This window comes from Pseudomonas sp. A (assembly GCF_056270345.1).
Genome location: NZ_CM149873.1, coordinates 5,366,186 through 5,379,246, shown reverse-complemented (window position 1 = coordinate 5,379,246; position 13,061 = coordinate 5,366,186). Strand labels below are relative to the sequence as shown.

Genomic DNA, 13,061 nt, shown 5'->3' with positions numbered 1-13,061 from the left:
GGGGGGCTCCAGTGTGCTCAGTCTTGGCGCACGAAATAGTCATAACGCATGGAAACGGTGACCTCAAAGGGTTCGGGCTGGTCGATCACCCGTGCGCGCTTCTCGGCGCTGGCACGCCAGCCGTGCGGGGTCATGGCCAGCAGGTCGGCGCGGGCCTTGGCGTCGGCCAGGCTCAGGCGGAACTCGAGGATCTCGCCGTGGGCGTGGGCCATGCCCTCGGGGACCAGGGCCAGGTGCTTGTCGTCGGCGTACGGGCGCACTTCATCGTAGAGCACCTCGCGCAGTTCCATCAGGTGGCCGCTGGTCGGTCCGACCCGCATCAGGCCGCCGCCGGGGGCGAGCAGGCGCCTGGCCTCCTGCCAGTCGAGCGGGCTGAACACGCTGGCGATGAAGCCGCAACTGGCATCGGCCATGGGCACGCGGGCCATGCTGGCGACCATCCAGGTCACCTCGGGGGCGCGGCGGCAGGCGCGCTTGACCGCCTCGCGGGAGATATCCAGGGCGTAGCCGTCGGCGGCCGGCAGGGCCTGGGCGATCTGCGCGGTGTAGTAGCCTTCGCCGCAGCCGATGTCCAGCCAGGCCTGTGGCTGGCGCTCGGCAGCCAGTTGCGCCAGGCGGTGCGCTACCGGGGCGTAGTGGCCGGCGTCGAGGAAATCGCGGCGGGCTTCGACCATGGCCTGGTTGTCGCCCGGATCGCGGCTGTTCTTGTGCTGCACCGGCAGCAGGTTCAGGTAGCCCTGGCGGGCGCGGTCGAAACGGTGGCCGGCGGGGCAGGCCACGCCATTGTCGAGTTGCGCCAGCGGCGCCTGGCAGAGAGGGCAGGCGAGCATCAGGCGAGCAACCGTACCAGGGTCTGGTAGTAGATCTCGGTCAGCAGGTCGAGGTCGCTGGCCAGGATGCGTTCGTCCACCTGGTGGATGGTGGCGTTGACCGGGCCGAGCTCGACCACCTGGGTGCCCATGGTGGCGATGAAGCGGCCGTCGGAGGTACCGCCGCTGGTCGATGGGCGGGTTTCGCGACCGGTGACCGCCTTGATGCTCGACGACACCGCATCGAGCAGGTCGCCCGGCTCGGTGAGGAACGGCAGGCCCGACAGCGCCCAGTCGATGTTCCATTCCAGCTGATGCTTGTCGAGGATTGCCGCGACGCGCTGCTGCAAGCCTTCGACCGTCGATTCGGTGGAGAAGCGGAAGTTGAACAGCGCGGTCAGCTCGCCCGGGACCACGTTGGTGGCGCCGGTACCGGAGTTGAGGTTGGAGATCTGGAAGCTGGTCGGCGGGAAGAACGCGTTGCCTTCGTCCCAGTGCTCGGCGGCAAGTTCCGCCAGGGCCGGCGCGGCCAGGTGGATCGGGTTGCGCGCCAGGTGTGGGTAGGCCACGTGGCCTTGCTTGCCGCGCACGGTCAGCTTGGCGCCAAGTGAGCCGCGACGGCCGTTCTTGACCACGTCACCGAGCAGGGTGGTGCTGGACGGTTCGCCGACGATGCACCAGTCCAGGCGTTCGTTGCGTGCCTTGAGGCGCTCGACCACGGCCTTGGTGCCATGGTGGGCCGGGCCTTCCTCGTCGCTGGTGATCAGGAAGGCGACCTTGCCGCGGTGGTTCGGGTAATCGTGCACGAAGCGCTCGCTGGCTACCACCATGGATGCCAGGCTGCCCTTCATGTCGGCGGCGCCACGGCCGCAGAGCATGCCGTCGGCATCGATCAGCGCCTCGAACGGTTCATGCTGCCACTGTTGCACCGGGCCGGTGGGGACCACGTCGGTGTGGCCGGCGAAGCACAGCACCGGGCCGTCCTGGGTGCCATGGCTGGCCCAGAAGTTGTCGACGTCCTCGATGCGCATCGGCTCGAGCTGGAAGCCGACGGCGCCCAGGCGGTTCATCATCTGGGTCTGGCAATCGGCATCGACCGGGGTGACCGAGGGGCGACGGATCAGGTCGCAGGCCAGTTGCAGGGTAGGCGAGAGCTCGGCTGGGGCCGTCATTGAAGGACTCCGGGGCAAGGCAAGGCGGGGAAACTGAGGGGCGTTATCTTATATCAAACCATGGTGGAATGGGGCCGCGTTACGGCCCTTTCGCGGCACAAGGCCGCTCCTACAAAGACCGCGCTGCCTGTGTAGGAGCGGCCTTGTGCCGCGAAAGGGGCGCAACGCGCCCCCGGCGATCTCAAGCCTGTTGTGGCTCTGCAACCTTCTCGGCGGGCTTGGGCAACGACGACAGCAACGCCATCACCAGCGCCGCCAGGTACGGCAACGACTGCACCAGCAACATCGCCACCCAGAAGCGCATGTCCGAACTCGGCAGCCCCTGCACCAGGTAGATCCCCAGCGCCGCGCCCCACAGCAGCAACATGATGAACAGCTCTTCTCGGGCTTCGGAGATCGCCACCAGCACACCGTGGCTGTCGGCATTCTTCGGTGTGCGGAAAAACGGCATGCTGCTGGTGAAGAAACCGTACAGCACCGCCTTGGCAATGGTGTGCGACAGCGCCAGCCCCGCCAGCGCTGCAGCGAAGGCATCTTTCATGTTGACCCCCACCGCGCGGCGGTAGAGGAAGACGATCTTGCCGACCTTGAAGAAGAACAGCGCCAGCGGCGGAATGGCGAACATCATCAGCGGCGGGTCGACCCGGTGCGGCACGATGATCATCGCCGCCGACCACAGCAGCGCGCCGACGGTGAAGAAGATGTTCATGCCGTCGGCGATCCATGGCAGCCAGCCGGCCAGGAAGTGGTAGCGCTGGCCGCGGGTCAGCTCGCTGCCCTTGCCGCGCAGCAGGGCGCCGGCGTGGTGCTTGATGATCTGGATGGCGCCATAGGCCCAGCGGAAACGCTGTTTCTTGAAGTCGATGAAGGTGTCGGGCATCAGGCCCTTGCCGTAGCTGTTATGGGCATAGGCTGCCGACAGACCCTTCTCGAACACGCGCAGGCCAAGCTCGGCATCCTCGCAGATGCACCACTCGGCCCAGCCCAGCTCCTCGAGCACGCTGCGCCTGGTCATGGTCATGGTGCCGTGCTGGATGATCGCGTCACGGTCGTTGCGGGTGACCATGCCGATATGGAAGAAGCCCTTGTATTCGCTGTAGCACAGCTTCTTGAAAGCGCTCTCGTGCTGGTCGCGGTAGTCCTGGGGCGATTGCACCACGGCGATCTTCGGGTCGGCAAAGTGCGGCACCATGTGCTTGAGCCAGTTGCGATCGACACAGTAGTCCGAGTCGATCACCGCGATCACCTCGGCGTCCTTGGCCGTGTGCGGGATCAGGTAGTTCAGCGCGCCACCCTTGAAACCGGCCAGCGGCGCGACGTGGAAGAACCTGAAGCGCTCGCCGAGCTTTTCGCAGTGGGCCTTGAGCGGCTCCCACACGGCCGGGTCCTTGGTGTTGTTGTCGATCACCAGCACTTCGTAGTCCGGGTAGTCCAGCGCGGCGAGGGCGTCGAGGGTCTGCTTCACCATCTCCGGCGGTTCGTTGTAGCACGGCACGTGCACCGAGACCTTGGGCCGGTAGGCGCTGTCGCCCTGCACGGGCAGGAACTCCCGCCGTCGCTTGTGAATCCACACCGCCTCGGCCAGTTCATGGGCCTCGGTCAGCAGCACGATGAACACCCCGAGGGCGCCCAGCGCCAGCAGCACGCCCACGGTGAGGCTGAACCAGGTGCTGTACTGCTGGCTGTAGTCATAGGCGATCCACACCAGCACCGACCCGCACAGGAAGGTGATGAAGGTGAGGAAGGTGCGCCCGCGCTGGCGCAGGGCCGAGCCGTCGATCAACAGGATGGCCAGGGCGATCATCGCCAGCACCACCGAGGCCACGGCCAGGGCGCGCCATTGCGGGATCGCCACGATCGGGCCCTCGAAGTTGAATTTCTGCTGGCGCTCGGCGTTGTACACGCCCCAGTAGGCGCCCACCGAGCCTTCGTCGCTGGCCTTCCACGGCTGATCGTAGGCTTCGATGACGAAATAGTTGTAGCCGCGGCGGTTGAGGGTGTTGACCAGGGTGCGCAGGTAGATGGCCTGGTCGGCCTGGGTGGCGTCGGCGCCGCCGCGCATGCGGCCGTTGCTTGGCCAGCCGACCTCGGACAACAGCAGCGGCTTGCGCGGGAACTGCTTGCGCAGCTCGCGGGCACGGTCGAGGACGAACTGCACCGAGTCCTTCATGGGCACGAACTCCCAGTAGGGCAGGATGTGCGCGGCGACCAGGTCGACGTGTTTCGCCAGTTCCGGGTGCTCCTTCCAGATGTGCCACTGCTCACTGGTGGTCACCGGCACCTTGACCGCGGCGCGGACCCGGTCCAGGTATCCGATCAGTTGCTCGGCGGTGACTTCCTCGCGGAACAATGCTTCGTTGCCGACCACTACCCGCACCACGCTGCGCGAGGTGTTGGCCAGGCCGATGGCCTTTTCGATCTCCCGCTCATTGCGTTCCTGATCGTTGCTGATCCAGATCCCCAGGGTGACACGCAGGCCAAGCTCTTCGGCCAGGCGCGGCACCTCGGCCTGGGTACCCTCGACGGTGTAGATACGGATGTTGTCGGTCAGCTTGTTCAGTTGCTCGAGGTCCTGGCGGATCTCGTCCTCGCTGGGGTATTGGCCCTTCTGTGGGCTCTGGCCGAGACGGAACGGCGAGTAGGAGAAACCGGAAATCTGTTCCGGCCAGGCGGGGGCGGATACCGGGCGGTTGATCAAGGCCCAGAACCCGGTGAACAGCGCGGCGATGGCCAGGACCACCACCAGGTTGAGACCGAATTTACGTGATGACATAGGTGTTCGAGGTTCCGAAGAGGGGAGCGAGGCGTCGCCGCTGGGGCGTGGGTCCTACGGATTCCGGGGAAGGTAATCCGTTGGATTGTCGACAGAGGATGTAGTTCTCAGTCCGCCTGGCTGTCGTCCAGATATAGTTGCTTGATAGGACATTAAAGCAGGCATGGCAGGATTTTTTCCAACCCGTGGCCGCTCTGGCACGCCCAGGTGGCGTGATCGGGCCGTGCGCTATGCCCGCGAGCCCATGGCTTGGCCTATAATGCGCGCCGGTTTTTTCGGGGTATCAGCATGAGCACAGAAGATCCACGCTTCGCCGGCGTCGCCCGGCTCTACGGCGACGACGGCTTGCAGCGCCTGAGTCAGGCCCATGTGGCCATCGTCGGCATTGGCGGGGTTGGCTCGTGGGCGGCCGAGGCCCTGGCCCGCAGCGGCGTGGGCGAGATCAGCCTGTTCGACCTGGATGATGTCTGCGTGAGCAACACCAACCGTCAGGCCCATGCCCTCGAAGGCCAGGTCGGCCGAGCCAAGGTCGAGGTGATGGCCGAGCGCCTGCGGGCGATCAACCCAGCCTGCACGGTGCATGCGGTGGCCGATTTCGTCACCCGCGAGACCATGGCTGAGTACATCACCGAGCAGATGGACTGCGTGATCGACTGCATCGACAGCGTGATGGCCAAGGCGGCGCTGATCGCCTGGTGTCGCCGTCGCAAGATCGCCATCGTCACCACCGGTGGTGCCGGCGGGCAGATCGACCCGACCCAGATCCAGCTTGGCGACCTCAACAAGACCTTCAACGACCCGTTGGCTTCACGGGTGCGCTCGACCCTGCGCCGCGACTACAACTTCTCGCGCAACACCAGCCGCAACTATGGCGTGCCGTGCGTGTTCTCCAGCGAACAGCTGCGCTACCCCAAGGGGGATGGCAGCGTGTGCCTGCAGAAGAGCTTTGTCGGTGAAGGCGTGCGCCTGGACTGCGCCGGTGGATTCGGCGCGGTGATGATGGTGACCGCGACCTTCGGCATGGTCGCGGCGAGCAAGGCCGTGGAGAAACTGGTGGCCGGGGCGCGCCGGCCTTCTGAGCGGATCAAGCCTGAATAAATGGGGCCCTTCGCGGGTAAACCCGCTCCCACAGGTCTTGCACACTTCCTGTGGGAGCGGGTTTACCCGCGAAGAGGGCAGCACCGATTCAACGGTTAGACACCAGCTCCGCCATCTTCAGCAACACCGCATGCAGCCCATTGCTGCGTGACGGCGACAACTGCCGCTCCAGCCCCAACTGGGTAAACCAGGCGCTCAGGTCCAACCCCATCAGTTGATCGCTGGCCAAGCCTTGCACCCGCACCAGCAGAAGCGCCAGCAAGCCCCGCAGCATCCGCGCATCGCTGCCGGCCTTGAACCGCCATTGGCCGTCATCTTGCACCGCCACCAGCCATACCAGGCTTTCGCAACCGTGCACGCGGTTGTCCTCGGTCTTCTCCGCATCCGTCAAAGGCTCAAGGCGATCCCCCCACTGCATCAGCAACCGCGCCCGCTGCTCCCACCCGCGCGCCTGCTGGAAACTCTCCAGCGCCTGGCTGGCCTCGGCCGACAGGCTCATCGCAGCAGCTCCAGGCCCTGGTCGAGCGCCTCGAAGAAACGTTGCAGGTCGTCGCTGTCGGAATAGAGCCCCAACGACACGCGGATCGCGCCGTCCAGGCCCAGGTGCCTGAGCAGCGGCATGGCGCAATGATGCCCGGCGCGCACGGCGATGCCCTGTTCGGTCAGCAGGTGGGCAATATCGGCGTTGTGCACCCCATCGATGACGAAACTGGCCAGCGCCACCTGGGGCGCGCCGAGCAGACGAACCCCCTCGCGATCAGCCAGACCGCGTACCAGATGCTGGTGCAGGGTGGCCTCATGGGCAACCACCGCGTTGGCATCGAGGCTGGCCAGGTAATCCAGGGTGGCGCCCAGTCCGATGACGCCCGCGATCGGCGGCGTGCCGGCTTCGAAGCCCAGCGGTGCCGGGCGGAAGCTGGCCTCCTGGTAGTCCGCCAACTGCACCATCTCGCCGCCGTACTGCCAGTGGCGCAGCAGTGCCAGCGCCTGCTGGCGGCCGTACAGCACGCCCACGCCATCCGGGCCGTAGAGCTTGTGGCTGGAAAACACATAGAAGTCGCAGTCCAGTTGCTGCACGTCGTGGCGACCATGGACCACGCCTTGCGCGCCATCGACCACGCTCAGCGCGCCTTGGGCTCGGGCATGGGCCAGCAACGGTGCCAGCGGCTGCCAGGTTCCCAGCACATTGGACAACTGGCTGATCGCCAGCAAGCGGGTGCGCGGGCCGATCAGTTGCAGGGCCTGTTCCAGGTCGACATGCCCCAGGTCGTTCACCGGCAGGATCACCAGGCGCAGTTGACGTCGATGCGCCAGTTGTTGCCAGGGCAGCAGGTTGGCGTGGTGTTCCAGGGCGCTGACGGCGATTTCGTCACCGGCCTCGAAGCGGTGCTCCAGGCCATAGGCCAGAAGGTTCAGGGCCGAGGTGGCGCCGTGGGTGAAAACGATCTGCCGCGAGTCGGCGGCATTGAGCCAGGCGGCGACCTTGTCGCGGGTACCCTCGAAGGCCTGGGTGGCCAGGGCGCCGGGCAGGTGCTGGGCGCGGTGCACGTTGGCGGCGCCATGGCCATAGTAATGGCTCAGGGCATCCAGCAAGGCCTGGGGCTTCTGGGTGGTGGCGGCGCTGTCCAGGTAGGTCTGGTGCTGCCGTTGCAGGGCGGCGATGGCGGGGAAATCGGCGCGCCAGGGAGAGGGCTGGAACATGTTAGCGGGGCCTGGAATAAAAATCGGGTCTGCCCACAAGCAACGCCTGGGAGCAGACCCGATCTTATCACTTCAAACCCGGGCAGGTTCTCAGTTGTGCGCGTGCAGCGCCTCGTTCAGTTCGATGGCCGACTTGTGGGTCTTGCACTCCACCGCGCCATTGAGCGAGTTGCGACGGAACAGCAGGTCGGTCTGGCCGGCCAGGTCGCGGGCCTTGACCACCTTGACCAGCTGGTTGTTCTCGTCCAGCAGGTTCACCTTGGTGCCAGCGGTGATGTACAGGCCGGCCTCGACGGTGTTGCGGTCGCCCAGCGGGATGCCGATGCCAGCGTTGGCGCCGATCAGGCAGCCTTCGCCGACCTTGATGACGATGTTGCCGCCACCGGACAGGGTGCCCATGGTCGAGCAGCCGCCGCCCAGGTCCGAGCCCTTGCCGACGAACACGCCGGCGGAGACACGGCCTTCGATCATGCCCGGGCCTTCGGTACCGGCGTTAAAGTTGACGAAGCCTTCGTGCATGATGGTGGTGCCTTCGCCGATGTAGGCGCCCAGGCGCACACGGGCGGTGTCGGCGATGCGCACGCCGGCCGGCACGACGTAGTCGGTCATCTTCGGGAACTTGTCCACCGAGAACACTTCCAGCAGTTCGCCTTTCAGGCGCGCTTCCAGTTGCAGCTCGGCCAGCTCGGCCAGGTCGACCGCGCCCTGGTTGGTCCAGGCGACGTTCGGCAGCAGCGGGAAGATGCCGGCCAGCGATACGCCGTGCGGCTTGACCAGGCGGTGCGACAGCAGGTGCAGCTTGAGGTAGGCCTCGGGGGTGGAGGTCAGCGCGCCGTCTTCGGCCAGCAGGGTGGCGACCAGCGGCTTGTGGCTCTCGGCCAGGCGGGTCAGCAGCGCGGCCTGGGCGGCATCGACGCCCTTGAGCGCGTCGGCCAGCTGGGCGGCCTGGGCGGTGGTGAAGGCGATGGCCTGGTTGCCCCCTTCATAGCCCAGTACCGGTGCAACGGCCGCGACCAGTTCGGCGGACGGCTTGAGCACAGGCTGTGCGTAGAAGACTTCCAGCCAGGCGCCCTGGCGGTTCTGGGTGCCGACACCGAAGGCCAGGCTGAACAGCGATTGAGACATGCGATTACCTCGTACGAAATTGGGATGGAGCGTAATGCGGGATCAGGTCAGCGCCGCGGCGTACAGGTCGGGCTTGAAGCCGACCAGCGTGCGCTCGCCGAGGTCGAGCACCGGGCGCTTGATCATCGACGGTTGGGCGAGCATCAATTCGACGGCCTTGGCCTGGTCGAGATCGGCCTTGCTGGCGTCATCGAGCTTGCGGAAGGTGGTCCCGGCGCGGTTCAGCACGACTTCCCAGCCGTGCTCGTCGCACCAGCGGTTCAGGCTGTCGCGGTCGATGCCCTGGGTCTTGTAGTCGTGGAAGTCGAAGCCGATGGCCTTGTCTTCAAGCCAGGTGCGGGCCTTTTTCATGGTGTCGCAGGCTTTGATGCCGTAGAGAGTGTAAGCCATTGAATGCCTGGGGCAGCCTGGTCGGGCCGGGCGTCCCCGATGCTCCTTGAAGATTGGGTGGGCCGATTATGCGGCATCGATGGGGCTGGCGCCACGGCTGCGGGCTGGAAGGCCACGCCGATGTGTTTCACCGCTTCTCGCGTAGCATTGTGTTACATATTCACGGCCAGGCTGCGACTATCGTGCAGCGGTCCACGATAGCGCGTCCCCGCTAACATATTGTTTCAATGGCGATGTTTCGCCTCGCTGTGGTTTCTCCGATCAAACAGGAAGCTTGCCGATGCAGTCAGCCTATACCGTCCTTATCCTGCTGATGCTGGTGAGCGTGTCAAAACTGGTCGGGCGGGTGCTGCCGCTGCCCTTGCCGCTGGTGCAGATCGGCGCCGGCGCCTTGCTGGCCTGGCCGACCCTGGGGCTGCACGTGGCGCTGGACCCTGAGCTGTTCCTGTTCCTGTTCCTGCCGCCGCTGCTGTTCGCCGACGGCTGGCGCATGCCCAAGCGCGAACTGTGGCGCATCCGCGGACCGGTGGTGGCGCTGGCGGTGGGGCTGGTGCTGTTCACCGTGGTCGGGGCCGGCTACTTCATCCACTGGTTGCTGCCGAGCATTCCGCTGGCGGTGGCCTTCGCCCTCGCGGCGGTGCTGTCGCCCACCGACGCCGTGGCCGTGTCGGCCATCGCCCAGGACCGTCTGCCGACACCGCTGATGCACATGCTTCAGGGCGAGGCGCTGATGAACGACGCCTCGGGCCTGGTGACCTTCAAGTTCGCCCTGGTGGCGGCGATAACCGGGGTATTCTCGTTGACCGAGGCCAGCCTGACTTTCGTCCTGGTCGCCCTTGGTGGCCTGGCGGTGGGGGTGGCGTTGAGCTGGCTGGTCGGGCGCCTGCGCATGTGGATGATCACCCGTGGCTGGGACGACCCGGCCACCCACGTGGTGTTCATGCTGCTGCTGCCCTTTGCCGCCTACGTGCTCGCTGAGCGCCTCGGCGTGTCCGGCATTCTCTCGGCGGTGGCCGCCGGGATGATGCAGAGCTGGCTGGACCTGCTGCCCCGGCAGACCAGCACCCGCCTGCTCAACCGCAGTGTCTGGTCGCTGCTGGAGTTCGCCTTCAACGGGCTGATCTTCCTGCTGCTGGGCCTGCAACTGCCGGACATCATCAAGGCGGTGGTGAGCGACGAGGCTGCCGTGTGGTCGACCCTGGCCTGGCGCTGCCTGGATGTGGTGGCAATCTTCGCCACGCTGGTGCTGTTGCGGTTCATCTGGGTGCAGAGCATCTGGCGAGCTATCGGCGTGGTTAGACGCTGGCGTGGCAAGCCCGCGCTGGTGCTGATGCCGACTGCGCGCTCGTGCTGGTTGCTGACCCTGGGCGGCGTACGCGGCGCGGTGACCCTGGCGGGCGTGATGTCGGTGCCGCTGCTGATCGGCGCGAGCAAGGCGTTCCCCGAGCGCGACCTGCTCATCTTCATCGCCGCCGGGGTGATACTGCTGTCGCTGGTCAGCGCCTGCATTGCCTTGCCGATCCTGCTGCGCGGCGTGACCAAGAGCCCGGACGAGCGCTTGCACCAGGAAGTGCAGGAGGCCTGGCGACGCACGGCAGAGGCGGCGATCCATGCGCTCGAGGCCGAGGAGGTGATCGATGCCAACGCGCCGCAGGATGCCGCCCAGGCGACTCTGGCCACCGAGCTCAAGGCGCGGCTGATGGCCGAGTACCGCGATGAGCTGGACAGCTACAACGACAGCGCCGAGGCCAGGGCGCTGGCCGAGCAGATGGATCAGCTGGAGCGTCGTTTGCGCCTGCGCGCCCTGCGTGCGCAACGGCTGGAACTGTACGAGCTGCATCGCCAACACTTGGTGGGGGACGAAGTGGTGCGCCAGGTGCTGGGCGAGCTGGACCTGAGCGAGGCCAATCTCGGGCAGGTCCGCTAGTTACTTGCACGAAGCCGGATAGACCAGGCGCATGAAGCGCTTGTCCTTCTTGCTTATTTTCAGGTTATGGCTGCGCTTGAAGCCATGGTGCGTGAGCTTCTGCCTGATGCGGTAATGCATGATCGACTGGCTGTCATAGGGCAGGATGAGCAGGTCGCCGTTGTCGGGCAGTGGCAGGAACTGAGTGGCGAGGTCCTCTTCGATCAGCTCGTCGAGGTCATCCGGGTTGTTGGCCTCGTCGACCAGGAGCACGGCCAGCAACTGGCGCAACGCGTCCAGGTCCCAGGGGATGTTGGCTTGTGGGTGCTGGTGCTCGTGCTCCATGCCCAATGCGTGCCCGAACTCATGCAATACGTACGACTCGAACAACGGGTCCGACAGCTTGACCCCCAATGCCATGGTGGCGCCGTCCACTTCCAGGGCCTGGTTGCCCAGGAAACTGAAATTCACGCCTTCCTGCACATCGGTCTGGATGCGGATCTCGGCTTCGTTGACGTTGTTGTCGAGGAGTTCGAATGTCAGGTTGGCGTATTTCAGCCATTGGCACGCGGTGTCGAAGATCGCTTTCTTGAGCCACGGGCAGGGCGTACCGATGAACGAGATCCTCAGCGTCTGGCCTGGGCGCCAGAACACGGAATGATCGGCCACCGAGCGCTTCTTGCGCGGCTTCATCGCTTGGGGCAGTTGCAGCTTCTGGCGTAGGCGGTAGGTCGCGTTTGCCACGAGAACATCGGACATCGTTGTGCACCTTCAGGGGTTGGGAGGTGCCAACTATCGGTCGCCAGCGTTCTGCACCGACGGTACTTAATGCTTGCCTTGATTGAGATTGCGCCCCCCCTGTGAGGAGGGGCGCCTGCCATCAGCGGCCCAGGAACGCGCGAATCCGCTCGGCCGCCTCGATGCACTCGGCCAGCGGCGCGACCAGCGCCATGCGCACGCGCCCAGCGCCCGGATTGACCCCGTCCACTTCGCGGGAGAGGTACGAACCCGGCACCACGGTCACATGCTCGGCCTCGAACAGGTCGCGGGTGAAGTCGGCGTCGCTGCCTGGCACCTTGGCCCACAGGTAGAAGCTGCCGTCCGGGCGTTGCACATCGAGCACTGGCTGCAGGATGTCGAGCACGGCATCGTACTTGGCGCGGTACTGGTCGCGGTTGTCGCGCACATGGGCCTCGTCCTGCCAGGCGGCGATGCTGGCCAGCTGGGTCTGCACCGGCATGGCGCAACCATGGTAGGTGCGGTACAGCAGGAACGGCTTGATGATCGCGGCGTCGCCCGCGACGAAGCCCGAACGCAGCCCCGGCAGGTTGGAGCGCTTGGACAGGCTGTGGAACACCACGCAGCGCTTGAAGTCATGGCGGCCCAGCTGCGCGCAGGCGCTGAGCAGGCCCGGTGGTGGCGCGTCCTCGTCGAAGTACAGCTCGCTGTAGCACTCATCGGCGGCGATCACGAAGTCGTGCTCGTCGGCCAGGGCGATCAGCTTTTTCAGGGTGTCCATCGGCACCAGGGCGCCGGTGGGGTTGCCCGGGGAGCACAGGAACAGGATCTGGCAACGTTTCCAGACTTCGGCCGGCACGGCGTCGAAGTCGGGGTTGAAGCCATTGTCTTCCAGGCAGGGCAGGTAGTGCGGGGTGGCGCCCGCCAGCAGGGCCGCGCCTTCGTAGATCTGGTAGAACGGGTTGGGGCTGACCACCAGGCCATCTGCCGAGCGATCGACCACGGCCTGGGTGAAGGCGAACAGCGCCTCGCGGGTGCCGTTGACCGGCAGGATATGGCGGTCGGCGTCCAGCCAGCCGGCCGGCACGCTGAAGCGCCGTTCGCACCACTGGCCGATGGCCTGGCGCAGGGCCGGCAGGCCCAGGGTGCTGGGGTAGACCGCCAGCTTGTCGAGGTTGTCAGCCATGGCCTTGGCGACGAAGGCCGGCGATTCGTGCTTCGGCTCGCCGATCGACAAGGCGATCGGGCGTTTGTCCGCCGCCGGCTTCACGCTCCCCAGCAGGGCACGCAGTTTCTCGAACGGGTAGGGCTGGAGCTGGGTCAGTGCTGGGTTCATTGGCGCAAGGTCT

General features: G+C 65.9%; 11 protein-coding genes. 2 read left to right on the top strand and 9 right to left on the bottom strand.

Annotation, left to right across the window (positions count from 1 at the left end; all coding sequences use genetic code 11):
* Window positions 1-17: 17 nt before the first annotated feature.
* From AC0MAZ_RS23970 to AC0MAZ_RS23960, 3 genes are all read right to left on the bottom strand, one after another.
* Entirely contained in the window at window positions 18-830 is an 813-nt protein-coding gene (locus tag AC0MAZ_RS23970; protein WP_203651089.1) for a putative RNA methyltransferase, read from the bottom strand.
* Window positions 830-1,981: a succinyl-diaminopimelate desuccinylase gene (gene dapE, locus AC0MAZ_RS23965; RefSeq protein ID WP_232856790.1), complete on the bottom strand. Its 1,152-nt coding sequence runs from the start codon at window positions 1,979-1,981 to the stop codon at window positions 830-832. The genes AC0MAZ_RS23970 and dapE overlap by 1 nt, the downstream gene beginning before the upstream one ends.
* 181 nt (window positions 1,982-2,162) lie before the next feature.
* The gene (locus AC0MAZ_RS23960) at window positions 2,163-4,754 is read right to left on the bottom strand and encodes a glycosyltransferase (RefSeq protein WP_203651100.1); all 2,592 of its coding nucleotides are present in this window, start codon (window positions 4,752-4,754) and stop codon (window positions 2,163-2,165) included.
* 288 nt (window positions 4,755-5,042) lie between these two features.
* Between AC0MAZ_RS23960 and tcdA the strand changes: the two genes are divergently transcribed.
* Window positions 5,043-5,852: a tRNA cyclic N6-threonylcarbamoyladenosine(37) synthase TcdA gene (tcdA, locus tag AC0MAZ_RS23955; RefSeq protein ID WP_203651101.1), complete on the top strand. Its 810-nt coding sequence runs from the start codon at window positions 5,043-5,045 to the stop codon at window positions 5,850-5,852.
* An 88-nt stretch (window positions 5,853-5,940) separates the two neighbouring features.
* On the opposite strand, the gene AC0MAZ_RS23950 is transcribed toward tcdA, so the two are convergent.
* From AC0MAZ_RS23950 to AC0MAZ_RS23935, 4 genes are all read right to left on the bottom strand, one after another.
* Window positions 5,941-6,351, bottom strand: a complete 411-nt coding sequence (locus AC0MAZ_RS23950) for a SufE family protein (RefSeq protein ID WP_475859418.1) — start codon at window positions 6,349-6,351, stop codon at window positions 5,941-5,943.
* Window positions 6,348-7,553: a cysteine desulfurase gene (locus tag AC0MAZ_RS23945; protein ID WP_254463928.1), complete on the bottom strand. Its 1,206-nt coding sequence runs from the start codon at window positions 7,551-7,553 to the stop codon at window positions 6,348-6,350. Before AC0MAZ_RS23945 ends, AC0MAZ_RS23950 begins: the two co-directional genes overlap by 4 nt.
* A 90-nt stretch (window positions 7,554-7,643) precedes the next feature.
* Entirely contained in the window at window positions 7,644-8,678 is a 1,035-nt protein-coding gene (dapD, locus tag AC0MAZ_RS23940; RefSeq protein WP_062574945.1) for a 2,3,4,5-tetrahydropyridine-2,6-dicarboxylate N-succinyltransferase, read from the bottom strand.
* A gap of 42 nt (window positions 8,679-8,720) precedes the next feature.
* Window positions 8,721-9,068 carry an ArsC family reductase gene (locus AC0MAZ_RS23935; protein ID WP_203651108.1) on the bottom strand — a complete coding sequence of 116 codons (348 nt, stop codon included), beginning with the start codon at window positions 9,066-9,068 and terminating at the stop codon, window positions 8,721-8,723.
* A gap of 280 nt (window positions 9,069-9,348) precedes the next feature.
* Here AC0MAZ_RS23935 and AC0MAZ_RS23930 point away from each other — a divergent pair, with 280 nt between their 5' ends.
* Window positions 9,349-10,995: a Na+/H+ antiporter gene (locus AC0MAZ_RS23930; RefSeq protein ID WP_234562479.1), complete on the top strand. Its 1,647-nt coding sequence runs from the start codon at window positions 9,349-9,351 to the stop codon at window positions 10,993-10,995.
* On the opposite strand, the gene AC0MAZ_RS23925 is transcribed toward AC0MAZ_RS23930, so the two are convergent.
* The gene (locus tag AC0MAZ_RS23925; protein WP_203651110.1) at window positions 10,996-11,733 is read right to left on the bottom strand and encodes a zinc metalloprotease; all 738 of its coding nucleotides are present in this window, start codon (window positions 11,731-11,733) and stop codon (window positions 10,996-10,998) included.
* Window positions 11,734-11,854: 121 nt separating this feature from the next.
* Window positions 11,855-13,048: a succinyldiaminopimelate transaminase gene (gene dapC, locus AC0MAZ_RS23920; RefSeq protein WP_203651114.1), complete on the bottom strand. Its 1,194-nt coding sequence runs from the start codon at window positions 13,046-13,048 to the stop codon at window positions 11,855-11,857.
* Between the last annotated feature and the right edge of the window lie 13 nt (window positions 13,049-13,061).